This is a genomic window from Arthrobacter sp. N1 (assembly GCF_048288285.1).
Taxonomy (GTDB): domain Bacteria; phylum Actinomycetota; class Actinomycetes; order Actinomycetales; family Micrococcaceae; genus Arthrobacter_D.
The window spans coordinates 742027-766184 of record NZ_CP102608.1; the positions used below are offsets into that span (position 1 = coordinate 742027).

Annotated in this window: 23 protein-coding genes; 6 read left to right on the forward strand and 17 right to left on the reverse strand. The window is 70.8% G+C overall.

Features of this window, described 5'->3' with window-relative positions:
• Positions 1-77: 77 nt before the first annotated feature.
• The 6 genes from NVV32_RS03460 to NVV32_RS03485 form a co-directional block, all read right to left on the reverse strand.
• Complete coding sequence (locus NVV32_RS03460; RefSeq protein ID WP_422391399.1) at positions 78-1241, reverse strand: hypothetical protein; 1164 nt, start codon at positions 1239-1241, stop codon at positions 78-80.
• Between the two features lie 36 nt (positions 1242-1277).
• Positions 1278-2105 (reverse strand): nuclease-related domain-containing protein, encoded by an 828-nt coding sequence (locus NVV32_RS03465; protein WP_422391400.1) that lies wholly within the window; start codon positions 2103-2105, stop codon positions 1278-1280.
• Between the two features lie 173 nt (positions 2106-2278).
• Positions 2279-3142: an ABC transporter permease gene (locus NVV32_RS03470; RefSeq protein ID WP_235498732.1), complete on the reverse strand. Its 864-nt coding sequence runs from the start codon at positions 3140-3142 to the stop codon at positions 2279-2281.
• Complete coding sequence (locus tag NVV32_RS03475; protein WP_055770716.1) at positions 3132-4079, reverse strand: ABC transporter ATP-binding protein; 948 nt, start codon at positions 4077-4079, stop codon at positions 3132-3134. Before NVV32_RS03475 ends, NVV32_RS03470 begins: the two co-directional genes overlap by 11 nt.
• Before the next feature lie 55 nt (positions 4080-4134).
• Positions 4135-5331, reverse strand: coding sequence for a LolA family protein (locus NVV32_RS03480; protein WP_055769846.1), 1197 nt, complete (start codon positions 5329-5331; stop codon positions 4135-4137).
• Between the two features lie 220 nt (positions 5332-5551).
• Positions 5552-5812 (reverse strand): GlsB/YeaQ/YmgE family stress response membrane protein, encoded by a 261-nt coding sequence (locus tag NVV32_RS03485; protein ID WP_055769848.1) that lies wholly within the window; start codon positions 5810-5812, stop codon positions 5552-5554.
• Between the two features lie 191 nt (positions 5813-6003).
• Between NVV32_RS03485 and NVV32_RS03490 the strand changes: the two genes are divergently transcribed.
• A complete protein-coding gene (locus tag NVV32_RS03490) occupies positions 6004-6486 on the forward strand; it encodes a PGPGW domain-containing protein (protein ID WP_082471396.1) in 483 nt (160 codons plus the stop codon).
• A 110-nt stretch (positions 6487-6596) separates the two neighbouring features.
• Positions 6597-7001: a four-helix bundle copper-binding protein gene (locus NVV32_RS03495; RefSeq protein WP_422391401.1), complete on the forward strand. Its 405-nt coding sequence runs from the start codon at positions 6597-6599 to the stop codon at positions 6999-7001.
• A 37-nt stretch (positions 7002-7038) separates the two neighbouring features.
• Here the strand turns inward: NVV32_RS03495 and NVV32_RS03500 are convergent, their stop codons facing one another.
• The 7 genes from NVV32_RS03500 to NVV32_RS03530 form a co-directional block, all read right to left on the reverse strand.
• A complete protein-coding gene (locus NVV32_RS03500; protein ID WP_422391402.1) occupies positions 7039-8268 on the reverse strand; it encodes a helix-turn-helix domain-containing protein in 1230 nt (409 codons plus the stop codon).
• A 102-nt stretch (positions 8269-8370) separates the two neighbouring features.
• Positions 8371-9069 (reverse strand): glycosyltransferase, encoded by a 699-nt coding sequence (locus tag NVV32_RS03505; RefSeq protein WP_422391403.1) that lies wholly within the window; start codon positions 9067-9069, stop codon positions 8371-8373.
• Entirely contained in the window at positions 9066-10433 is a 1368-nt protein-coding gene (locus tag NVV32_RS03510) for a PIG-L family deacetylase (RefSeq protein ID WP_422391404.1), read from the reverse strand. The genes NVV32_RS03505 and NVV32_RS03510 overlap by 4 nt, the downstream gene beginning before the upstream one ends.
• Positions 10427-11476, reverse strand: coding sequence for an acyl-CoA dehydrogenase (locus NVV32_RS03515; protein WP_422391405.1), 1050 nt, complete (start codon positions 11474-11476; stop codon positions 10427-10429). Before NVV32_RS03515 ends, NVV32_RS03510 begins: the two co-directional genes overlap by 7 nt.
• 142 nt (positions 11477-11618) lie before the next feature.
• Positions 11619-12887 (reverse strand): MFS transporter, encoded by a 1269-nt coding sequence (locus NVV32_RS03520; protein ID WP_422391406.1) that lies wholly within the window; start codon positions 12885-12887, stop codon positions 11619-11621.
• Entirely contained in the window at positions 12884-13498 is a 615-nt protein-coding gene (locus tag NVV32_RS03525; protein WP_422391407.1) for a TetR/AcrR family transcriptional regulator, read from the reverse strand. Before NVV32_RS03525 ends, NVV32_RS03520 begins: the two co-directional genes overlap by 4 nt.
• A gap of 154 nt (positions 13499-13652) precedes the next feature.
• Positions 13653-14102: a hypothetical protein gene (locus NVV32_RS03530; protein WP_152815392.1), complete on the reverse strand. Its 450-nt coding sequence runs from the start codon at positions 14100-14102 to the stop codon at positions 13653-13655.
• A gap of 291 nt (positions 14103-14393) precedes the next feature.
• Here NVV32_RS03530 and NVV32_RS03535 point away from each other — a divergent pair, with 291 nt between their 5' ends.
• Entirely contained in the window at positions 14394-15776 is a 1383-nt protein-coding gene (locus NVV32_RS03535) for an MFS transporter (protein ID WP_422391408.1), read from the forward strand.
• Between the two features lie 126 nt (positions 15777-15902).
• On the opposite strand, the gene NVV32_RS03540 is transcribed toward NVV32_RS03535, so the two are convergent.
• Complete coding sequence (locus NVV32_RS03540; RefSeq protein WP_422391409.1) at positions 15903-16808, reverse strand: LysR family transcriptional regulator; 906 nt, start codon at positions 16806-16808, stop codon at positions 15903-15905.
• A gap of 121 nt (positions 16809-16929) precedes the next feature.
• On the opposite strand from NVV32_RS03540, the gene mmsB reads away from it, so the two are divergent.
• Both mmsB and NVV32_RS03550 read left to right on the forward strand, forming a co-directional pair.
• Positions 16930-17820 (forward strand): 3-hydroxyisobutyrate dehydrogenase, encoded by an 891-nt coding sequence (gene mmsB / locus NVV32_RS03545; RefSeq protein WP_422391410.1) that lies wholly within the window; start codon positions 16930-16932, stop codon positions 17818-17820.
• A 23-nt stretch (positions 17821-17843) separates the two neighbouring features.
• On the forward strand, positions 17844-19328 hold the full coding sequence (locus tag NVV32_RS03550; RefSeq protein WP_422391411.1) for a CoA-acylating methylmalonate-semialdehyde dehydrogenase: 1485 nt from the start codon (positions 17844-17846) through the stop codon (positions 19326-19328).
• Positions 19329-19448: 120 nt separating this feature from the next.
• Here NVV32_RS03550 and NVV32_RS03555 read toward each other — a convergent pair whose 3' ends face one another.
• The 3 genes from NVV32_RS03555 to NVV32_RS03565 form a co-directional block, all read right to left on the reverse strand.
• Positions 19449-20291: an NAD(P)-dependent oxidoreductase gene (locus tag NVV32_RS03555; protein WP_422391412.1), complete on the reverse strand. Its 843-nt coding sequence runs from the start codon at positions 20289-20291 to the stop codon at positions 19449-19451.
• A gap of 62 nt (positions 20292-20353) precedes the next feature.
• Positions 20354-21019: an SDR family NAD(P)-dependent oxidoreductase gene (locus NVV32_RS03560; protein ID WP_422391413.1), complete on the reverse strand. Its 666-nt coding sequence runs from the start codon at positions 21017-21019 to the stop codon at positions 20354-20356.
• Between the two features lie 78 nt (positions 21020-21097).
• Positions 21098-22237 carry an ROK family protein gene (locus NVV32_RS03565; protein WP_422391414.1) on the reverse strand — a complete coding sequence of 380 codons (1140 nt, stop codon included), beginning with the start codon at positions 22235-22237 and terminating at the stop codon, positions 21098-21100.
• 205 nt (positions 22238-22442) lie between these two features.
• On the opposite strand from NVV32_RS03565, the gene NVV32_RS03570 reads away from it, so the two are divergent.
• Entirely contained in the window at positions 22443-24077 is a 1635-nt protein-coding gene (locus tag NVV32_RS03570; protein ID WP_422391991.1) for a glycoside hydrolase family 13 protein, read from the forward strand.
• Positions 24078-24158 lie beyond the last annotated feature (81 nt).

Consider the following 24158-nt stretch of genomic DNA (forward strand, 5'->3'; position numbering starts at 1 on the left):
CGATGTGTCGGACTCGATGCCCGCCGTCCTGATCCTAGGCGTACTCAGGGTGGGCTGCCTCGCACTCCTCTCCTGGCTCACGTGCGGCGTGCGAGCCGGACGACCGACGGGTCCACCGGATCCTTGACCACCCCGACTCCTGCCGCCGCCGCCGCCTGCGCGAGGCACCACGTCACGAGGCCGCCGAGGGCAAGGCTCGCGAGCTTCCTGTCCCGGTCGAGGCGCTGCCCCACAAGTGCACCGAATTGCCCCACGTACACTCCGCTCGCGCGTAGCTGCCCGTCCTGCAGGGCCGCGAGGAAGGCCGCACGGACGTGCTCGGGACCGGCCGACGGTGGGACGTGCTGCACGACGTGTCGCCGCAGGTGTCCGCTGACCGAGGTGGTCCTCGGGGGCGTTCCGGCGACGGGAGGTGCTGCTGGTGGCGGGGCCACAACGGCCGGGGCACCCGCCGGCGCCTTCGCAGCGGCAACCGCTGCTGCCGGTCGCACCGGAACCGCGGCTGCCGCCGGGGCGGGTGCTGCTGCCGAAGTGAGCTCCTGCTCGGCGAGCGCAGCGAGTTCCAGATGTAGCGCAGCCAGTTCGCGGTGGATGGCAGCGACCCTCGACGGCGGGCCCGGCGTACCGGCACCGGTCGCGAGCTTGCGGCGGATCACGTTCGAGACTGCGCAGCGGAACAGCGCGGCCAGTGTCTCCGCGAGCGCAGTCCTCCCCGCGTCGGCCGCGACCACCAGGGATACGGGCGAGGAGCGGCTCTCGATGGTCCGGGCCAGTTCCTCGAGCGATCCGTGCACCGCCCCGAACCGCAGGCGCTCCTCCTGCGTCGCCGGCCCGACCTGCGGCGAGTAGACGCTCTGGAAGGGGTTGATGGAGACGAGGTCAGCGGACGGGAAGTGGTCCTTCGCAACGACCTGCCGGAGGACCCTGCGGACCGCGTCGAGTTGCCGCGCCACCTGTTCGACCGGGTTCGGCACGCCGGCGCCGGTCACGAGGACCCACGGCTCGCCCACGTCCCGCACCCGGGAGACCGCCGCCGGGTACCGTTTCCGCTCGCTGAGGATGAACGTGCCCCTGGTCTCGTTGTAGAAGAGCCAGTCCACCTCGGCGACCGGGAATCCCGGCGCGTCGACCCGACAGTTGCTGAACGCCCAGACGTGGTCGCCGAGAAGCTGATGCAGGCGGTGAACGTCTGCCGGAGCGGCCGTATGGGCGGCAGTGTTCGTCGAGGGGAAATGGAGCACGGGTGTCTTTTCGGCAGGAGGGGAGGGGCGGACCGGTCAGAACGGCGGCAGGACGCCGGCCACGGTGGCGAGGGCGGCGGCCGGCATGGCCAGGAGCCAGCCGATGCGCCGCCGTCGTGCCTGGTGCACCAGGTGCTGGAGGGCAGAGAACCGGGCGACGACGTCGGCGGGCGAGTGCAGCTCCGGTGGCGTGCGGCGCCAGGTGGACGGCTGGGCCGCTGCCGCTGCGAGGATGGCGACGTGGTCGGCGGTCAGGACCACGGGGCGACGGGTGAGCCAGCGGAGGAGCTGGTCGGAGGTCAGGACGGTGACGCTGCTGTGCTTCTCCTTGACCGTCAGCCTGCGGGCTCCGACGACGACGATCGCCGCGTCCACGGTGACCTGATGGCACACCGCTGCGGCCAGGAGCTTCGCGGCCCTGGTGGCCTCGTGCTCCGCGTTGCGGACGTGCGGCTGCCGCACACCGTTCACCATGAACGTGCCCTTCGCCGTCCAGATGGCCTGGCCCGCGTGATGCTTCGTGTTGAGCGTGTAGACACCGGTGGGGCCGATCACCACGTGGTCGATGTCGGAACCCTTCTCGCCGACCGGCACGGCGTGGAGCACCCGCCAGTCCGGGCCGAGGGCTGCCAGGCGCCGCCCGACGGCGCGCTCCCCGAGCGCGCCCTGGTACCAGGGCCAGGCGGAGGCTCCGAGCGGGCTGGCTCCGAAGAGGCGCTGCAGGCGTCCACGGGCCGGCTGCCCGGACTGGAGGGCCAGCACTTCCTCCATGACCGACTGTCCCGGCTCCCGCCGCATGAGGAGGCCGACCGTCTTCCCGGTCATCAGCCCCGGGTGCTCCTCCATCGGCTCGGCAATGCTCATCGCCTGTTCCTGCCCGTTCGATCGGTTCCCGACGGGACCCGTCCAGCCCCAAGGTGACCCGGGCGGTCTAAGCCCCGCCCGGGTCACCTTGAATCTATCGGGGAGTCCTCAGGGCGGATCCGTCACGAGCTGCCGTGGGACGGCAAGATTGCCTCAGGGTTTCCGCAGCCCCGTCAGCTCAGGATGTCCTTGGTGCTGAACCGCCCATAGGCCAGCGTGCCGAAGACGGCGATGTACCCGGTCTGCAGCACGGCGTTGTCGATGAAGGAGGACCAGACGATGGGCTGCCGCAGGAAGTCCGCGAAGCCCAGCCAGTAGTTCGTGAACAGCCAGGGGTGAAGCCATTCCAGCTGGGGCAGCGCTCCGAGGATCTGCGCGACGGCCGCGAGCGCCGCGGTCGCCGCCATCGCTCCGACCGGGATGGTGGTGAGCGTCGAGATGAACAGGCCGATGGCGCTGAGTCCCATGAGGGACACCGTGACGTAGAGGGCGAGCAGCAGGAGCCGCCCGAAGTACCCGCCGATGCCCACGGTGTCGCCGGACAGCAGCGTCACCGGACCCACGGGGAACAGCAGCGCGCCGATGATGGCGCCCGTGATCACGACCGTGAGCGTGGCGACGAAGCAGAACAGGGCCGCGCCGGCGTACTTCACGAGCAGCAGCCGGATGCGCCCGGCAGGAGCGACCAGCAGGTACCGCAGGGTGCCGAGGTTCGCCTCGCCGGCGATGGTATCGCCCGCCACGACCCCGATGGTCAGCGGGAGGAAGAGCGGGATGGCGACGGTGAGCGCGGTCAGCGACACGAACAGGCCGTTCTCCGTGATGCTGTTGAGGAAGGCGGGTCCGCGGCCGCTGGCCGAACCATCGGAGGACACGCGGACGACGACGGCGATCAGGATGGGGATCAGCGCGAGCGCCCCGATCATCGCCCACGTGCGGAGCCTCCGGAACAGCACGGTGACCTCGGACAGCACGAGCGTGAGCCCGAGCGATCCTCCGGCGCGAGGTGGGCGGGTGACTGCGGATTCAGCCGGCAACGTCGAACCCCTCTCCGGTGAGTGCGACGAAACGGTCCTCGAGCGAGGCACCGCTGGCTTCGAAGCCGCGGACCCGCACGTCGGCACGCACGAGTGCGGCGTTGACGGTCTCGGGCAGGAGCCCGGGTACCGAGAGTTCGGCCGTGATGACATCGTCGCGTCCGTGCGGTTCGGGCGTCAGCCCGAGTCCGCTGAGGACGCGGTGCGCGTCCGCGAAGTCCGGCGTGGCCACGCGGACGCGAGCCGTGCCTGCGGACCTGAGCTCGTCGAGAGTGCCCTGGGCGACCAGCTGACCGGCGCTCATGACCGCGATGCGGTCGCACATCTGCTCGACCTCGGCCAGCAGGTGGCTCGAGACGAAGATGGTGGTGCCGTCATCGGACAGGGACCGGATGAGGCTGCGGACCTCCCGGGTGCCCTGCGGATCGAGTCCGTTGGTCGGCTCGTCGAGGATGAGCAGGTCCCGCGGGGCGAGCAGCGCGTTCGCGATGCCCAGCCTCTGCTTCATGCCGAGGGAGTAGGCGTGCGCCCGCTTCTTCGCGGCATGGCTGAGGCCCACCCGTTCGAGGGCGGCGTCGACGCGGGCGTTCCGGGTGGCGGGCGAGGTGTGGCGGTCCGCGGCGTCGAAGCGCTGCAGGTTGGCGCGCCCCGAGAGGAACGGGTAGATGGCCGGGCCTTCGACCAGGGCGCCGACCCGCGGCAGGACCGCCCGCGCATCCTTCGGCATGACGCCGTCGAGCAGGCGGATCTCCCCGCTCGATGCGGCAGCCAGTCCGAGGAGCATGCGGATGGTGGTCGTCTTGCCTGAACCGTTCGGGCCGAGGAAGCCGAAGACCGAGCCACGGGGAACGGCGAGATCGACGCCATTGACGGCCTTCTGCCTGCCGAAGACCTTGGTCAGACCGAGCGTCTCGATCGCGAGGGTGTCCCCGCTCACGAGCGGGCCCGCACTGTCCGTGCGGGCCCGCTCGAGAACCTCGGTGGTGCTCCGGTCACTGCTGGGCGGCGGCGACGAGCTGGTCGACCCCGACCGCGCCTGCGAGGATTCGGCCGTCATCGGTGACGAGCACCGAAACGAGCGAGGTCTGCAGGGCCTTGCCGCCGTCCACCTCGGTGAGTGCCTGCTGCAGGAGCGCCTGGGCTCCGGCGACTTCCTCGGGGTCCATGCCGGGCTTGATCTCCATGATCTCGCCCATTCCCGCGGCTTCCCCGTCGCCGAGGTCCAGGCCGAGCTGACCCGCACTGCCGGCGGGCAGCTCCACGATGGTGCTCCAGTCCTCGCCGATGACGGTCGGCTGCTCCGGCGTCTCGGCCGGTGCTCCCTCTGCCTCCAGCTTCGCCCGGGCCTCGTCCGCGGTAGGTGCTTCCGTGACGGTGGCTCCGGCAGGAGGCGTGAAGTCGAAGATGCCGGCATCAGGGGTGCTGAAGTCGACGGCGCTGAAGCCCGCCGTGAAGGCCGGATCCTCCTGGCCCTTGGCCTGGACGGTGACGCTCAGCGGCACACCTGTCTCGGCGTCGACGCTGACGGCGATGGAGCCGATCAGTGTTGCAGGGTCCTCAGGGGTGAGCAGGAGCTGGTACGCGCTGCGTCCCGCGACGCGGCTGGTGCCGTCCACGGCCACCTCGGTGCTGGGGTCGATCCTCGCGAGGAAGGTCTGGGCCAGTTCGGCGGGTGTGCGGGGGACGTTCTGCAGCTCCGGGTATTCAGCAGCTTTCTGCTGCAGCTTCGCTTCGAGCTCGGCCTTCGCGGCGTCCTGGTCCGGCAGCACGGCGTGCGTGGCCTCGTTGGACTGCGAGTCGTAGTACCAGGCGTCGGTGGTGTTCACGACGACGTCCCGCTGCGCGAGCTGGTCCAGGACCTGGACGCGTGCCTTGTCCGGACCGTCGACGTACACCTGCGCGGTGTGGTCGCCGGTCAGCAGTTCGAGGGCCATGGAGGTCGGGTCCGAGCTCGATGTCCCGCCCGGGGGAGTGGCCATGCCGATGTCCGGGAGGCCGAGGTCCGAGGACTGCTCCACCGTGCCGGAGTAGGCGTCGTCGCTACTCGTCGCGACGAATTCGAGCAGCTCCTGCGCGGTCTTCGCGGGGAGTTGCGGTTGGGCTTCGGCCACTGCGGACCCACTCACGGCGGCAGCGACGATGACGACTGGGACGATGCCGGCGGGGAGCCAGCGCCAGTTCTTGTTCATGATTGAGCCTTCCGAACGTTTCTGTGCCCCATCTGATGTCAACGCTACACCTGCACGGTGACAGTTCTCCGGGCACGTGTACTGGGTGAACGAGCGGGAGGGCCGAGGCGTGCCGGCATCCGCAGGACGGCGTTGCACGGCGCGGAATACGGCGTCGGCGGCGGACCGGTGACACGAAGAAGGGGCGGCCGGAGCCGCCCCTTTCGTGCCTCGATGGGCCCTAGCGCGTGACGCGGCGGCGACCGGCGAGGGACTCGGCGACGCCGATGAGCAGCACGGCGGCGATCACGGCGAGGACGAAGCCCAAGACGTTGAGTTCGAAGATGCCGCCCGTGTTGAAGAACTGCGCGATGAGCCCGCCGATGATGGAGCCCACGAGGCCGAGCAGGAGGGTCGCGAGCAGCCCGAGGTTCTGCTTGCCCGGCTTGATGAGGCGGGCGAGTGCCCCGATGATGAGGCCTGCGACGAGGAATCCGATCATGATGTTCTCCTTCTGTAGCGGTCCGCCCTGAGGGCGGGAAGTCTGCGAGTGATCGTGCCGGTCACGGACCCTGATGTCGAACCACTTCCTCGAGGGGGAAGCAACCCGGTGCCGAGCGGTGTCGGAGTCCTTGCAACGATCTGGTGTCCCCCCAACGATAGAGGAATGCACAGCTGGCTGAGTACTTCGTGATGGCACGATCTCCTCGACAACGGCGCGGGCGCGGGTCCGTGTTCGCCGGACGGACGCGCCCCCACGGCGTCGGCCGCATCCTCGGCCTGGTGGTCGGGTGGCTGCTGGTGGTCGTCGGCCTCGCGGCGCTCGTGCTTCCCGGGCCCGGCCTCCTTGCGCTCGTGGCAGGCCTCGCGGTGCTCGCCCAGCAGTACGAATGGGCGCGGCGCTGGCTGCAACCCGTCAAACGCAAGGCCTTCGCCGCAGCCGCGCAGGGCGTGAAGAGCATCCGGAACATCGTCATCAGCTTCCTCGGCGCCCTGGTGCTGGTGCTGCTCGGTGTCCTCTGGGGTCTCAACCCGCCGGTGCCCGCCTGGTGGCCGCTCGATGAACGGTGGTGGTTGCCCGGTGGCTGGAGTGTCGGATCGAGCCTGATCCTCTCCGGGCTCCTTGCTGCGGCCTTCATCGTCTACAGCATCCGGCGCTTCCGCCCTGTGGGCTGACGATCACCGGTCGGTCCCGATCCGAGGATCCGGTGGCGGAACGGAAAGTAGTAAGCGTACTGTCGAATGCGTGTCCGGCCGGGCACGAGACCGATCCGAAGGAGTCTGCCATGACGAACGCCGGTGCGATGCTCGACACCTACCCGCAGGACCGCGACGGCTTCGACCGCGATCTGCTGGTCGCCTGCCTGGAAGCGTGCTTCGACTGCGCCCAGACGTGCTCGGCCTGTGCGGACGCCTGCCTTGCGGAGGACATGGTGGCCGAGCTGCGGACATGCATCGGGACCAACCTCGACTGCGCCGACATCTGCGTGACGACGGGGCGCATCCTGTCCCGCCACACGGGGTACGACGCGAACCTGAGCCGCGCCGTCCTCGAAGCCTGCCGTGCGGCCTGCACGGCCTGCGGTGACGAGTGCTCGCAGCACGCGGACATGCATGAGCACTGCCGGATCTGCGCCGAGGCCTGCCGTCGCTGCGAGCAGACCTGCGAGGCCCTGCTCGCGTCGATGTAGGCGACAGCCCGTACGGCCGAACGACCGAATCGTCGCTTCAGGCGTCGAGCGCTCGTATCTGGTCCGTCAGCTCACGGGCCTTCTCATCGGCGCCTGCCTCCGCGTACAGGCGGGCCGCCTCGCCGAGGTGGCGCGACGCCTGCCTGCCGGAGCCCAGAGCCGTGTAGTACAGCCCGAGGCACTCCTCCAGGTCTGTCAGGGTCTCGAAATCCAGAAGCTCCCTCTGCCCCGACACCGTCCCCAGGAAGCGGCCGGCGGTGTCGAGGTCGGCCACCAGCAGAGCGTACCGGGCGAGCGCGAGCGCGAGTTCGAGCCGTTGCGCCTCCGTGCCGATCACCGTGAACCCGAGCTCGGCGAAGTCCAGGGACCGGCGGACGGACGCGTCCGCGAGACCTGCCTGCAGGTGCAGGGTGGCACTCGATCGGTGGAACTGGGCCCACGCGGCCAGATCGGCCTGCGGCAGGAGGAGCCGTGCGGCGAGTGCGTGGTATTCGCGGCCCTTCTCGATGTCCCCCCGGCGGAAGGCGATGTTGCCGACGGCCCAGGCTCCCCGGGCGATGAGCAGTGACGGCACCGTCACCGAATCGGGTATCAGGTCGAGGCCGGTCGCGACGTCCCACGCGTCGTCGAGGTCGCCCTTCACCGACAGGGCGGCGATGAGGATGAACGTCGCCTGGAAGCGGACGGACGCGTCATGGTCCGCCAGGTGTTCGACGATCTGCACGGCCTCCTGCGCGAGCGCCACGGCCTCGTCGAGCCGTCCGAGGCTCCGCGCGATGATCGAGAGACGTCCGAGGACGATCGAGGACATCTCGGGTGTCGGGGCCAGCAGGGGCGAGCTATGCATGCGCCGGAGTACGGCCTCGGCCTCCTCGAGGCGACGCCGGGAGATCAGGGACTGCGCCTGGAGCATCGACATGTCCCACCAGGCCGGTGCGTTCTGCTGTTCGTGGGCGATGACGGCGGCGTGCTCGGCCTCCGAGGCGGCGAGGGAATCGTCCTGTAGGTCCCGGGCGTAGTTCGCGGCGAACATCGCGGTCGCGAGCGCGGGCTGGTCATCCGCGGCAGGAGATTCCACCCACCAGCCCAGCGTCTGCACGTCCATGCCGAGCTGTGCGGCGAAGTGCCGCACCATGTCCGGCGTCGGCTGGCGTTGCCCCTGCTCCAGCAGGGAGATGAAGCTCGGGGAGTAGACCTCGGCCCCCAGTTCGGCCTGTGTCAGCCCTTTGGCGCCGCGCGCCTGGCGCAGCATCTCCCCGAATCGCATGACCGTGTTCTTCCCCCCAAGGTGCCCCGCAACCCGCTCCGTACGGCGGGCCGCTGATGACAGGTCCTGTCTAACAGATCCCCCGGACATTCAGGAAAAACGTCAGACCGCCTGCACGCCGAGGGCTCCGAGGTAGGTCGAGAAGCCGGCGGGGACGCGTCCCACGGTGCGCGACGACGTCGTGACCTGCAGCGCCCCTGAGGCGGTCCACCGCGCCCCGGCTTCCCGGGCACGGTGCACGAGATCGACGTCCTCGTCCTGGGCCAGCGCCCGGAACCCGCCGATGTCCTCGTAGGTGCTGCCGCGGACACCGAGGTTGGCGCCGTGGACGTGGTGGTGCCCGTCGTCGGGTGTGTACGCCTTCGACCAGAGCTGCAGGCGGTCCGCGTTGTCCGCGGTCAGGGTGGGGCGGACCGTGCCGAGGACGACGTCGTGCGTGGAGCCGAGGCGGTGGTGGCCGACCAGCCAGTCGCGCGGGACGAGCGTGTCCGCGTCGGTGTTGGCCAACCACATGCGCGCAGGCTGGCTGCGGGACCGGGCGAGGGCGTAGCGCACACCGGCAGCGCGTGCCGCACCGACCGAGCCGAAGTTCCCGGCGATGACGGAGACACCGGGCATGCTGCGGGCCGCGGCCTCGGAGCGGTCGGTACAGCGATCGAGCACCACCGTGACCGAGACCAGGACGCGGGGGACGGTCCGCAGGAGATGCACGCGCGCGGTGTCGATCGCGGCGAGGCACGCGGGCAGCCACTGCTCCTCGTCGCGCGCGGGGACGACGACGGCGACGTGGCCGGGGATCACAGCAGGCCTTCGCGGCGTGCCACGGAAACGGCCGGCGCGGGGACGAGGACCTCCAGGAGGAAGTCCTCCTCGGTGTGGAGGGCCAGCGTCGCCAGGCCGGACTGCCGGCGGACGCGCTCGTGCACCGCGTCGCCGTCCAGCTCCCAGCCCTCGATGGGGTGGCGCCAGTGGCACAGGACCAGGACGCCGTCCTCGTCGAGGGAACCGAGGATCAGCCGGAGGACGTCGTCGAGCTGGTCCGACGAGAGGAAGTACCCGGTCTCGGACAGGACCACGAGGTCGAAGGGTCCGTCCTCCCGCGGCCAGTCGCGGGGCACCGTGGCGAGGCGGGCCGAGGCTGCGTCCGCCAGGACGAGCGCCTCGTTGGTGCGCCGGACCGCGGTCTCGCTCGTGTCGAGGGCCAGCAGGTTGTCCGAGATCGCCGCGAGCTCACGGGTCAGCGCCCCGACGGAGCAACCGATCTCCAGCGTGCGGGAGAAGCGGCTCCGCGGCAGGCTGGCCAGGGTCAGGGCGCGCTTGCGCTGCTCGTAGAACCGCTCGGCCACCTCCCAGGGATCGGCGTGGTCGCGGTGCAGCCGCTCGAAGGTGGAGCGGCCCTCGGTCACGAAGAACGCCTCGACGTTCCGGCTGAAGTGCTCCAGCACATCGGGCGTCAGCAGGACCTCGTCGCCTGGCGCGTCCGAGAGCGGCTGGGTCTGGGAGACGTGCGTGGCGAGCGCGGACTCCTTCCGGGTGTGGTCCTCCGCGCCGAGCGGCAGCAGGAGGATCCCGTCGAGCTCCTCCTCCTGCTCCTCGACGGACCCCCAGTGCCAGAGCCAGATCGGGTACTCGAGCAGGGGGATGTCGCGTTCGGTGCACACCCCTGCCGCCGCCCGGCCCGCGGCGTCGTGGTCGGGATGCCCGTCACTGCGCCACGGGGCGGCGACGAGCGTGCGGGTGTCCTCGCCGTCGGCGAGTTCGCGCCGCAGCACGGCGGCGACGTCGTCGTCGGCCACCCCGCCGTCAGGCAATCCCTCGAAGGACACCCGGGCGGCGGGTGCGAGCACCTGGACGGCGCTCAGGACCTCCTCGCGCCGCACCTCGGCCAGCCGCGCCGGCGTGTGCGTGGGGGAGTCCGGGTGCGAGCCCTCCCCGTCGGTGAGGACGACGACGTCGCACCGGACGCCGTCGTGCGCGAGCCGCGCCAGGAGGCCGCCGGCGCCGAGGGTTTCGTCGTCCGGGTGTGCTGCGAGCAGGAGGAACCGGGCCGGGAGCCGGCCGTCGAACAGGGCTTCGACCTGCAGGTCGCCTGCGGTGCGGTCGTGCTCCCACGTGCGCCAGTGCGATTCCGGCGTGCCTGCGCCGTCGTGCGTGAAGCTCACCATGCCGGACCTCCCGCCGCCGCGCGTTCGAGGACGCGCCGGCCGAGGGCGGCGTCGTCACGCTCGGCGTGGTGCTGGCGGAGGTAGAGGTGTAGGTCCGCGACGCGCCCGGCGTGGCGGTCGTCAAAGGCCAGCGGCGCGGGGCCGAGGCCGTGGGCGGCCGCGTCGAGCACGAGCTCGGCGCAGCGGAAGGCGGTCGCGCGGACGCGGGCCGCGAGGAGCGCTCCGTCCTGTCCGGTGGCGCGGCCGGCGTCCACCTCGTCCGCCGCCCGGGTGAGCAGGGTGCGCGTCTCGTGCAGGGCGGCGTCCACCCGGCCGAGGTGCATCAGCGCGATCTGGTCGGGGGTGCGGCGCCGGGCGGCGTCGAGCAGGGTGCGGGCGATGCCGAGGGCTCCGCCGTACCAGCAGGCCGCGACGCCGATGCCGCCCCAGGCGAAGCCGTCCCGCGTGAGGTACCAGTCGGTCCCGCCGATCGGTGCGGCCGTGACGCCGTCGAAGCGGACGGGCGCGCTCGTGACGGTCGGCAGGCCACGGCTGATCCACGTCCCCGCCGGCTCGGCCGTGACGCCGGCGCTGCGGAGGTCCACGGCGAAGGCCCGCCGGCCGCCGTCGTCCAGGTGTGCCGTGACGACCGCGCGGTCGAGGTGTCCGGCGAGGGAGCACCACGGTTTGGTGCCGGTCAGGGTCCAGGCGTCGCCCGTCCCCGAGGTGGCGGTGAGGGCGAGGCCGGGCTGCTCGGCCGCGAAGACGCCCCAGGTTCCGTGGTCGCCCGGAGCGGCCGCGTCGGGCAGTCCGGCCTGGTCGAGGATGGCGAGTGCATCGAGGTGGGGTTCGACGACGCGGGCCACGGTGAGGTCCGCCGCGGCGAGGGTGGTCAGCAGCTGCCAGGTCACGGCGGTGCGGCCCGAGCCGGGGAGGGGCACCGCGGCGCCGAGGTCGAGCGCGAGCTCGAGGGTCCGGGGGAGGGAGTCCCGTACGGCCTCGACCCTGTCCGTGAGGAACCGGAGCGAGGGGTCCGAGGTGTCCGCGGGCGATCCGGCCGTCACGCGAGGAGGTCCTGACTGCACCGCTGCGCCTGCGGCCCCGCTCGGCGGCGTCACGGACGTGGGATTCTCGGGGACCCGGCGGGGATGCGCAACATATTCGAAGTGTACTGACGTTCCCCGGAAGTGCTTGCGCCGTACGGCATCAGCGGTGGGGGTGTACCCTCCGCGGCAGCACGCCGGAGGCGAGCAGGGTGAGGATCCCGGCGAGCGGCACCACCACCAGGCCCACGCGGAGCGAGGAGACGTCCGCGATGGCCCCGACGATCGGGGGTGAGAGAAGGAACCCGAGGCGCATGAGCCAGCTGATCACGGTCAGGCCCGTCCCGGTACGCAGGCCCGGCAGTTCGTCCGCCGAGTGCATGGCCGCGGGCACCAGCGTGGCGACGCCGAGCCCGGCGAGGCCGAAGCCGAGGATGGTGAGCGGCACGGACGGGACGAGGAGCGCGATACCCATGCCAGCCGCCGTCAGCACCCCGCCCGCCTGGGCCACGGCACGCTGTCCGAACCGGTCCACGAGGCGGTCCCCGAAGAGCCGTCCCACGAACTGCAGCCCGACGAGCGCCACGAAGCCGAGCCCGGCGACGGTCGGCGTCGCCTCGAGGGAGGTGCTGAGGTAGACCGCGGCCCAGGTGCTGCCGGCATCCTCGACGAGGGCTCCGGCGATCCCGATGACCACGAGGGCGGCCAGGATGCCGGCGGTCGCGAGGGATCGCCGTCGGGCCCGCGCACCACCGGCACCCTCGGTGCCGGTACCTGCCGCGTCGGCGGTGCCGGATGTGTCCGCAGGGTCCGCAGGGTCCTTCGGGTCCGCGGGCTCGGCGCCGGGCAGGAGATGGCGGTAGCTCACGAGGGTCAGGGCGCTGAAGAGTAGGAAGGACACCGTCAGGTGGAGTCCGCGCGGAACGGCGAGACCTGCCGCCGCCGCGCCCATCAGCCCGCCGATCACCGCGCCGATGCTCCATACGGCATGGAAGGAGTTGAGGATGGAGCGCCGGTACAGCTTCTGCACGCGGAGGCCGTGCGAGTTCTGGGCGACGTCGGTGATCGCGTCCATCGCCCCGGCCAGGAACAGGGTGACGGTGAGGACCGCCCAGGAGGGTGCGATCCCGGCGAGGAGGATCGACAGGCCGATGATCCAGGTCCCCGCGGTGGCGACCCGGGAGGACCGGAAGCGGCGGACCAGGGCGCCCGAGGCCAGGCCCGCCGTGATCGCACCGAGCGGGAACGCGGCCACGGAGATGCCGAACGCCGCGTTGCTGAGGTCCAGGCCGTCCTTGATGGCCGGGTAGTGCGGCAGGATGTTCGCGAACAGGGCGCCGTTGGCGAGGAACAGGGCGCTGACGGCGAAGCGCGCGCGGGCGAGGCGGCGGGGTGTGTACTCCGTCTCCTGCGTCGGGGTGGTGGCGCTCATGGCCGGACGATCCTCAGGATCGCGGCGCGGACCGTCCCGACGCCCATGGGGTCGAGGGAGAGGGCGCGGTGGAGCGTGGTGCCCTCGATGAGTGCGTCGAGCATGAGTGCGGTCTCCGGATCGAAGTGGGTGTGCAGGGCGGCGCGGCTGCGCGCCATCCAAGCGTCGGTGATGCTGCGGAACGCGGGACGCCGGGCGGCCAGCGCATACAGCTCGAGGCTGGCGAGCATGGTCTCCGGCGACGTCAGGGTAGTGCCGGTGATGAGCCCGACGACGGCCTCGCCGGCGTCCGCCCTGCTGGTGGCGGCGGAGAGTGTCGCGTCGAAGACGTCCGCCGTCCGCTCGGCGAGCACGGTGAAGGCCGCGTGCAGGAGGTCGTCCATGCCGTCGAAGTGGTAGGTCATGGAGCCGAGCGGCACATCTGCGGCCGCTGCGATGCGGCGGTGCGTGGTGCCGGTGACACCGTGCTCGGCGATGACGCCGAGGGCCACGTCGATGAGCCGCTCGCGGCGCTGCGGGTCGTGGCGGCGGGCACGCGTCGGGTCTCCCGCGGCAGGAGCGGCTGGTGCCCCTCGGTCCGCAGACCTGTGCGCGGCCGGACCGGGCGTCACGGGGCGAGCCGGCGCATGGTACGTCCGTCGTCCTCGAGGAATTCGTGCCGGGTCATGCGTTACCTGCCGTCGTCGATACCGATGGGTACGATCGTACGCATCATACGTACAGATGTACACACCAGTCGTCGGAATTGACGGCGGCAGGAGCGGCTCAGGCCTCCGGGGGGAGCGCCTCGTGGTGTTCCTTGCCCTTGGTGCGGCGGTCTTCCTTCATCTCCGCCTCGAACAGGTGCCGCTTGCCCTGGACCAGCGAGTCGCGGGCTTCCTTCTCGAAGGACTTGAACTCGGAGTAGTAGTGGTCGTCGTAATCCTCCATGATCTGGAACGTCCACCGGCCCTCGATCACGTTGCGGCCGATGATCTCGGTGGCGAGCTTGTCCGCGATCTCGGTGTGGCCGGCCTTCCGGAACAGGTCCTCGGCATCGGACAGGTTGAGGTCGGCCTTGCCGGTGAGGCGGTGGAAGCCGTAGAGGTAGCCCCGGGCGTGCTCCACGACCTCGAGGGCCTCGGAGAGCTTTCCGAGGGCCTCGACGGTGAGGTCGGAGACGCCGTCGGGGCGCTGGTGGGTTGCATCGGGACCGGGGGTGTCAGGGGTAGCCATATGCGTACCGTACCCAGAAGCTCCGACACTCACACGGGTGCAACCGAGCCGGTGCACGTGGCCCGTCGGTTGCCGTGGTCGACGCCGGTGCGCCGGGAGTGGGCCGGACGGCGATGGTGGACCCTCCTGTGCGTAAATGCAGAAGTGGTCTGCACTAATCGGCGTTGATCAGCCCACTGGGCAGCGCAATACTCGTAACGCCCCGATGTGTGCTCCGTCACAGTGCGCATCGGCCAGCGGAGGCCGGTCACGGCCGGCCGTGTCAACGAAGACACCGAAGGAGCAGCCCGCATGAGTTCAGCGCAGCACACACCACCGCAGCGGCAGGAGCCCGACGTCGAGCAGTCGGGTCTCAAGAAGGTCGTGGTCGCCTCGATGGCCGGCACCGTGGTCGAGTGGTACGAGTTCTTCCTCTACGCCGCGGCGGCCACGCTCGTCTTCGCCACCGTCTTCTTCCCGAGCGCCGACTCCGAGCTCGACGCGATCATCGCCGGGTTCCTGACCTACGCTGTCGGCTTCGTCGCCCGGCCCATCGGCGGGATCGTCTTCGGACACTTCGGCGACAAGTACGGGCGCAAGCAGCTGCTCCAGCTCAGCATCGTCCTCGTGGGCGTCTCCACCTTCCTCATGGGCTGCCTTCCCACCTTCGACCAGGTGGGCTACTGGGCTCCCGGACTCCTCGTGGTGCTGCGGTTCATCCAGGGCTTCGCGGTCGGCGGCGAGTGGGGCGGAGCCGTCCTGCTGGTCGCCGAGCACAGCCCGAGCAGGAGCCGCGGCTTCTGGTCGAGCTGGCCGCAGTCCGCCGTGCCCATGGGCAACCTGCTCGCCACCGGCGTGCTCTTCGGCCTGTCGGCCGTCCTCGACGAGGCGTCCTTCCTCGGCTGGGGCTGGCGCGTGGCCTTCTGGCTCTCCGCCGTGATCGTGATCATCGGCTACTACATCCGCACCAAGGTCAATGACGCCCCGATCTTCCTCGAGGCCCGCAAGGAGGTCGTGGACGAGGCCAAGGGCTACGGCGTCGTCGAGGTGTTCAAGCGCTACCCGCGCGGCGTCTTCACCGCCATGGGTCTGCGCTTCGCCGAGAACATCCTCTACTACCTGGTGGTCACCTTCAGTATCACCTACCTCAGCACCGTGGTCGGGGAGGACCGGACGCGGATCCTGCTGCTGCTGCTCGTCGCGCACTTCCTTCACTTCTGCGCCGTGCCGATCGTCGGCCGGTACTCCGACCGCTTCGGCCGGAAGCCGGTGTACCTCGCCGGCGCCGTCCTCGGTGCGACCTGGGGCTTCTTCGCCTTCCCGATGATGGATACCGGCAATGACCTGATCATCCTCGCGGCCGTGACGATCGGGCTCTTCTTCCACGCCCTCATGTACGCGGGACAGCCGGCCATCATGGCCGAGATGTTCCCCACGCGCATGCGCTACTCCGGGGTGTCGCTCGGGTACCAGGTCACCTCGATCGTCGCCGGTTCACTTGCTCCGATCATCGCCGCGACCCTGCTGCGGGACTACGGCTCCTCGACGCCGGTGGCCATCTACCTGCTCCTGGCTTGCTGCGTGACGATCGTCGCCGTGCTCCTGCTGAAGGAGACCCGCGGCATCTCCCTGCTCGACGTGGACGAGGCCGACGCCCGCGGCACGGCGGACCTCCTCGCCGCCTCGAAGAAGTAACGGCCCGACGGCCATGGCACGGGACGACGACGGCGGCGGGACCGCGCCGTCGTCGTCCCGTGTCCTGAGCGGCATGACGGTGATGCTGCGATGTGGGCGCCCGAGGTGTCGGTGCGTGCCGAGCGGTCAGGCGGCCAGCTCGTCCGCGCGCTCGCCGATCTCCCGACGGATCGCCGCGACCGCGACCTGCACGGCTGCGGACCGGAGCGACTCCGGTCTCGCCACCGCCCAGATGGGCAGCTGACGGTGGAAACCGTCGTGGAGCACCGGCAGCAGCGCGGAGCCGGCGGGCACCATGAAGCTCGGCAGCAGGCCGATCCCCGCCCCCGCGTGGACCGCCTCGACCTGGGCGAAGATGCTCGTCGACTGGAAGGACGAGACGGGCAGGGGCAGCTGGGAGGAGCGGTGACCGAGCTCCTGCACCTGGAGCGCCGACTCCACGTAGGAGACGAAGCTGTGGTGCCGGATGTCCTCGAGCCGCTCGGGCAGGCCGCGCCGCTCCGCGTACGCCGGCCCGGCATAGAGGCGCAGGAAGTAGTTGGTGAGGAAGATGGGCTCCGCCGTCGCGGTCTCGGTGCGTCCCACCACCACCTCGAGATCGACGCCGGAGCGGTTCTGGCTGGCCTTCCGCGTGCCACTGAGCATCTCCACGTCGAGCCGTGGGTTCTCCTGCTGCAGCCGCACGAGCGCGGGGGTGACGAAGCGGGCGCCGAAGCCGTCGGGCGTGCTGATGCGGAGCATCCCGGTCAGGGCGTCGGACCTGGAGCGGCGCGCCTCGAGGTCCCCGAGGCTCTGCTCGATCGCCTCGGCGGCGGTGACGGCGTCCGCTCCGAGCGCGGTGAGCTCCCAGCCCTGCGGAGAGCGCTCGAGGGTGCGTCCACCCAGCTGCCGGTCGAGGGCGACGATCCGGCGGGAGATCGTGGTGTGCGTGGTGCCGAGTGCTTCCGCGACGGCGTTGAAGCGGCCCAGGCGGGCGACGGTCAGCAGGATGAGGAGATCGTCCGGACTCGGCAGGCGGCGGACGTCGACCATGGTCCTCCTCCGTCCGCGCCTGTGCAGAAACGTTCACACCGTCTGTGATTTCTTCCCTTGATCGCACTGTAACAGCGGGAGAGGCTGACATGGAGACACCCACGAGCAAAGGAGCTTGGACATGGCAACGATCGGCTGGATAGGACTCGGGAACATGGGCGGTCCGATGACCGCCAACCTGGTGCGGGCGGGCCACACGGTGCAGGGTTTCGACCTCAGCGCCGACGCCGTCGCGGCCGCAGTGGCGGAGGGCGTGACGGCGGTGGAGGGGATCGCCGGGGCCGTCCAGGGCGCGGACGTGGTCTTCACGATGCTGCCGAAGGGCGACCACGCACGGGCGGTGTACCTCGGTGAGGACGGCGTCCTCGCGCACGCGGACACCTCGACCCTCCTGATCGACTCCTCGACGATCGACATCGAGTCCGCAGCCGCGCTGCACGAGGCCGCCGCGGAGCGGGGCTTCCGGTTCGTCGACGCCCCGGTCTCGGGCGGCATCAGCGGGGCGAAGGCCGCGACCCTGACGTTCATGATCGGCGGCGAGGACGGCGCGGTGAAGGAAGCCACCGGATTCATCGAGCCGATGGCGAGGAACATCATCCCGACGGGCGGGGCAACCACCGGGCAGGCCGCCAAGATCTGCAACAACCTGATGCTGTTCGTCAACCTCGCCTCGACCGCGGAGGGAGCCGTGCTCGCCGACCGCCTGGGCCTCGACAAGCAGGTGTTCTGGGACATCGCGTCCGTGTCTTCCGGGGACAGCTGGGCCCTGCGCACCTGGTACCCGGTGCCCGGCGTCGTCGACACGGCGGCGTCGAACAACGACTTCGCCCCCACCTTCACCACCGAACTGGCGAACAAGGACATCGGACTCGCCATCGCCGCTGCGCGGGGCACCGATACGCCCCTCGAGATCGGCGAGCACGTCCAGCAGCTCTTCCAGCGCCTCATCGACCAGGGCGAGGGCGGCAGGGACTGCTCCATGATCATCAAACTCGTCGACGGCTCGCTCTGATCCCCCCGAGAGGACTCACCCCCATGCAGCAGATCCCGCACTACATCAACGGAGCACGCGTGGCCGACGCCGAGCGCTTCGGTCCCGTGTTCGACCCCGCCACGGGCCGGCAGGAAAAGGAGGTGGCCCTGGCCTCGCCGGCGCGCGTGGACGAAGCGGTCCGGGCTGCCGAGGCGGCCCTTCCCGGCTGGCGGTCGGCGAGCCTCGCGAAGCGTGCCGCGGTCTTCTACCGGGTCCGGCAGCTGCTCACCGAGCGGAAGTCCGAGCTCGCGGCGATCCTCACCAGTGAGCACGGCAAGGTGCTCTCCGACGCCGAGGGGGAGATCTCCCGCGGCCTCGAGAACATCGAGTTCGCCACGGGACTCGGCCACATGCTGAAGGGCGAGCGGTCCGAGCAGGTCTCCACGGGGGTGGACGTGCACTCGATCCGCCAGCCCGTCGGCGTCGTCGCCTGCATCACGCCCTTCAACTTCCCGGCGATGGTCCCGCTGTGGATGATCGGCAGCGCGATCGCCTGCGGCAACACCGTGCTGCTGAAGCCCAGCGAGAAGGATCCGTCCTCGTCCGTGTTCATCGCCGAGCTGTTCACCGAGGCGGGACTGCCGGACGGCGTGCTGAACGTGGTGCACGGTGATCGCGAGGCCGTGGAGACCATCCTCGACCACCCGGGCGTGAAGGCGGTGAGCTTCGTCGGCTCCACCCCGATCGCGAGGACCATCTACACGCGGGCCGCCGCCAACGGGAAGCGCGTCCAGGCGCTGGGCGGTGCGAAGAACCACATGGTGGTCCTGCCCGACGCGGACCTGGACATGGCTGCCGACGCCGCGATCTCCGCCGCCTACGGCTCCGCGGGGGAGCGCTGCATGGCGATCAGCGTCATGGTCGCGGTGGGCGAGATCGCGGACGATCTCGTCGAGGCGGTCCGCTCGCGCATGGCGGGCCTGAGGATCGGACCCGGCACGGACCCGTCGTCCGAGATGGGGCCGCTCATCACGGCCGAGCACCGCGACCGGGTCGCGTCCTACGTGACCGGCGCATCCTCCGAGGGCGCCACGGTGGTCGTCGACGGGACGCAGCAGGAGTTCGGCTCGGACGGCTTCTTCATCGGTGTCTCCCTCGTGGACCACGTGAAGCCGGGCATGAAGGTGTACGACGACGAGATCTTCGGGCCCGTGCTCTCCGTGGTCCGGGTGGCGACGTACGCCGACGCCGTCCGGCTCGTGAACGAGAACCAGTACGGCAACGGCGTCGCGATCTTCACGCGCGACGGCGGTGCGGCGCGGCAGTTCGAGGTCGAGGCCGAGGCCGGCATGGTGGGCGTCAACGTGCCCATCCCGGTGCCGGTGGGCACCTACTCCTTCGGCGGCTGGAAGGACTCCCTGTTCGGGGACACGCACATGTACGGCCCGGACAGCATCCGCTTCTACACGCGGGGGAAGGTCGTCACCACGCGCTGGCCGGACCCGTCGACGTCGGCGATAGACCTCGGCTTCCCGCAGGTCGACTGAGGCCTCGGCGGACGGGGCGCAGGTTCTCGCGGACGTGCGTCCCGCCCTTCGAGGAACCCCGCGCGGGTAGCGAGCCATCGCTGCCCGCAATGGGCGACGCAGGCCCGGACGGGCGGACGGCTACAGTTCGGGCTTCGCGATCACCGCGATGTCGTCGTCGCCCGCGCCGGCGCGCTGTGCCTCGGTGAGCGACTGGAGGACGGCCGTGACCGCGGGCAGGGGATCGGGCGTGGAGCGCAGCATGAGGCGCGCGTCCTTCGCGAGGAGATCCGCGGAGAACTGGGTGTCGCCGAAGGTCCCGTCGGTGATGACGGGGCCCTTCATCCCGGCGATCACGCCGAGGCCGGTGCCCTTCAGCAGGTCCAGGACGGCTGCGGCGTCGAGCCCGTTGGCCTTGCCGAGGCGCAGGGCCTCGACCAGGCCCTGCAGCGTGATCCCGAGGGCGAGGTTGGCGAGCAGCTTCCCGGTCGCGGCGTCCGCCGGCGTTGCCACGCGCCGCAGGCGCTCGGCGTCGGCCCAGAGGGCTGCGAGGGGCTCGACGACGTCGATGTCCTCCGCGGCACCCCCTAGGAGGACGCCCAGCTGTCCGGCCCGGGCCGGTGCGAGGCTCCCGATCACGGGTCCGTGGACGTAGCGGACGCCGGCGGCGGTCGCGTAGTCGGCGAACTCACGGGCATCCTCGGGGGAGACGGTGGTGACGTCGAACCAGACGGCCTCGGCCGGAACCTCCAGGCCCGAGAGCACCACCTCGCGGACGGTGTCCGGACCGAAGAGGACCGTCATGACGACGTCGGCGTCCTGCACCGCGGCCTCGGGGGAGTCGGCGTGCGTGGCGCCGGCATCACGGAGGCGCTCCGCGGCGGCGGGCGTCCGGTTCCAGACCGTGAGGTCGTGGCCCGCCTGGAGCAGGTGCACTCCGAGCTCGTGTCCCATGCGGCCGATGCCGAGCAGTGCGATCTTCATGAAGTCCTCCGGGTAGGGGTTCGTCGGGGTGGTCCGGGCCGCCGGTGCGGCGTACCGGCCGGTCAGTCGGCGCTGACCTGGTGGCGGAACGTGGAGCGCTGGGTGTGGAGGTCCCAGAGGATCCCGGCGAGGACCGCAGGGTCCTTCTCCGGATCGCCCTCGATGATACGGCCGCCGATGATGAGCTGCGACACCTGGATCCCCTCCTCGCCGAGCACCTCGTTCAGCAACTGGGCGTAGGCGGCCTGGCCGGCGAACGCGATCGAGGTGCCGGTCACCGCGCGGCCCGGCTTCACGGCGGATCCGCCGTTGACGAAGAGGATGGTCCCGCGGTTCTCGCCGAGGAAGCGCATGCCGGGCACCACCTGGTGGACGGCGGCCACGGGTCCGTAGATGGAGAACTCGATGGGCCCCTTGAGATCGGCCGGCGTGGTCTCGAGGACCGGCCGCATGAAGTCCTTCTGCGGCAGGGGGCTGTACTGGAGGACTTCGATGGGACCGAGCGTCTCCGTGGCCGCCTCGAGTGCTGCGGCGATGGATTCGGGATCGCGCACGTCGGCTGCGAATCCCCGGGCGTGGATGCCCTCCTTGCCCAGGTCCTCCGCGAGGGCGTCGAGCTTGCCCTGGCTGCGGGAGATGAGGGCCACGGCCATCCCCTCGGCTCCGAAACGCCGTGCCACGGCGGCGCCGAGGCCGCGTCCTGCTCCGATGATCGCGATAGTTGTCATGTGGGTGCAATTGATCAGGAGGCTGAATAATTCCGCGCGGACCGAGGCCCGCGTCCCGTCGCGAGCGGGGGAGCGCGATCAGTGCAGGGTGCCGAGGATGGTGCGCTGGATGACGACGGCGGACGCGCCCCGCGCCCACTGGGCGAAGTCGGTCGGCTGGCGGCTCAGCCGGATCGGGACGGCCTCCGGATCACGGTGATAGGCGATCGAGGCCTGCACGGCCGGTGCTGCGACCTCGGCGAGGTCCATGCCCTCGCCGGAGAGCACCACGAGGTCCACCATGGTCAGGTTGGCCACCGCCGAGATCAGCAGTCCCAGGGCCGTGCCCGCGGAGCGCACCACGCGGTCCGCGACGGGATGTCCGGCCACCGCCAGCGCGAGGATCTCGTCGTAGCTCCGCTGTTCCCCGGTCGACGCGGTGAACTGCGAGCGGATCGCGCGGATGGTCAGGACGGCGGACGAGCAGCCGACGTGTCCCTCGCTGCAGCGCGGCCCGGAGGGATCCAGCGGGTAGTGCCCCGCCAGACCGAGGCCGGCGTCCGGAGGGGCGATGACGGTGTCATTGATGACCAGCCCGTACCCCACGCCCGCTCCTACCGTCAGGACGGCGAAGTGCTTCTCCCCACGGCCCGCGCCGAACCACTGCTCCGCGACGGTCAGGGCGACGACGTCGTTCTCGACGACGACCGGCAGGCCCGTCCGCTCGTGCAGGAGATCCGCGAGGGGGACGTCCCGCCAGCCGAGGAACGGAGCCCGGAGGACCTCTCCGCCAGCGCCCACCTTGCCGCCGATGCTCACGCCGATCCCGCTGAACCCGGAGAGCGGGCCGAGATCGGCGATGGCCTCCACGATGGTGTCGAGGACGTCGCCCACCCCGTGGCCGGGCAGCCTGCGCTCGCCGGAGGCGACGACGTCGGCCTTCAGGTTCGTGACGACCACCGCTGCGGAGTCGCCGGTCAGTTTGACGCCGATGAAGCGGTGCGCATCCGGGCTGATCTCGAGCGGCCGGACGGGCCGTCCGATGGCCGCCGCGGTGGCTTCCTCCGATTCGCGCAGCACGCCGGCCTCCAGCAGCGGCCTGCTGAGCCGGGTGAGGCTCGCGACGGACAGGCCCAGGCGGGCCGCGAGGTCCGCCCGGGAGATGGGCCCGCGAACGAGCACCTCGCGCGCGAGGGCCCGGGCCGGGCTCTGGAGCGACAGGGACATGAGCGCCTGCATGGCATCACTTCCTTCAGGCTCGGTTCCTCGTTGACAGTATCTTTATTTCTACCGTAGAAATAAAGAGGGGAAGTCGATTGCCTTCCTCCGCAAAGCCGTTCCACCACCGAGAGGCCAGACCCACGTGACTTCGACCGTCAACCCCGATCTCGACTCGGCCGTCGACGCGACGGCGGACTTCGCCCCCGCTGCCCTCGACGAGCGCATGCAGGACCCGAACTGGTGGCGCCAGGCCGCCGTCTACCAGATCTACCCGCGCAGCTTCGCCGACTCCAACGGCGACGGCATCGGTGACCTCAAGGGCATCACCTCGCGGATCCCCTATCTGAAGTCCCTCGGCATCGACGCCGTCTGGCTCAGCCCGTTCTATCCGTCCGCCCTCGCGGACGGCGGCTACGACGTCGACGACTACCGCGACGTCGACCCGAAGCTCGGCACGCTCGAGGACTTCGACGAGATGATCGCCGCCCTGCACGAGGCCGGCATCAAGTTCATCGCGGACATCGTCCCCAACCACACCTCCAACCGGCACGTATGGTTCCAGGAGGCCCTCGCCTCGCCGAAGGGCTCGGCCGCACGCAACCGCTACATCTTCCGCGACGGGAAGGGACCGGACGGCGCCGAGCCGCCGTCGGACTGGGATTCCGTATTCGGCGGCCCCGCCTGGGAGCGCACCGAGGACGGGCAGTGGTACATGCACATTTTCGCCCGCGAGCAGCCGGACCTGAACTGGGACAACCGCGAGGTCCGGGACGATTTCCTCACCACCCTCCGCTTCTGGTCCGACCGCGGGGTGGACGGCTTCCGCGTCGACGTGGCGCACGCCCTCACCAAGGACATGACCGAGCCGCTGCCGCTGAAGGCCGCGCTCGGCTCCGAGAGCGAGAACAACAACGGGCAGCACCCCTTCTGGGACCGCGACGAGGTCCACGAAGTCTTCGCCGAGTGGCGGGCGGTGTTCAACGAGTACACCCCGCCGCGCACGGCCGTGGCCGAGGCCTGGGTCCATGCCGAGCGCCGCGCCCGGTACGCCAGCCCCGAGGGACTGGGCCAGGCCTTCAACTTCGACCTGCTGCAGGCCGACTGGAACCCGGCGCAGTTCCGCGAGATCATCACCAGGAACCTCACCGAGGCGACCTCCTCCGGGGCGTCGTCCACCTGGGTCTTCTCCAACCACGACGTCGTCCGGCACGCCACCCGCTACGGCCTGCCGGCCGCCGGCCCGGACAGCACCCCGGCGGAGACCAGCAGGAACTGGCTGCTGAGCGGCGGCACCGCACCCACGCTCGACCGCGGGCTGGGGGAGCGCCGGGCACGCGCGGTCTCGCAGCTCATGCTGGCCCTGCCCGGCTCGGCCTACGTCTACCAGGGCGAGGAGCTCGGGTTGCACGAGGTCGCGGACATCGCCGACGAGGACCGCCAGGACCCCACCTTCTTCCGCAACACCGGCGTCGACGTGGGCCGCGACGGCTGCCGCGTCCCGCTGCCCTGGACGAAGGACGGTACGTCCTTCGGCTTCGGCTTCGACGGGGCGCACCTGCCGCAGCCCGCCTGGTTCGGGGAGTACGCGGTCGAGGTGCAGGAGGGTGACCCCGGATCGCACCTCAGCTTCTACCGCCGCGCGCTCGACCTGCGGCGCGAGCTGCAGGGCGACGAGGACTTCACCTGGGAGGACGGGACCATCGCCGATGTCCTCCACTTCACGCGGCCCAGCGGCTGGCAGAGCATCACCAACTTCGGCTCGGCGTCGGTGGACCTGCCGGCGGGACGCGTGCTGCTGAGCAGCTCGCCCCTCGAGGACGGGAAGCTCCCCGCGGACACGACGGCCTGGCTGGTCTGACGAGCGGACCTACGACGGCGGGTCACCCCGGCTCCGGGGTGGCCCGCCGTCGTCGTGTGCGCCGTGCCCCGGGGCAGACGT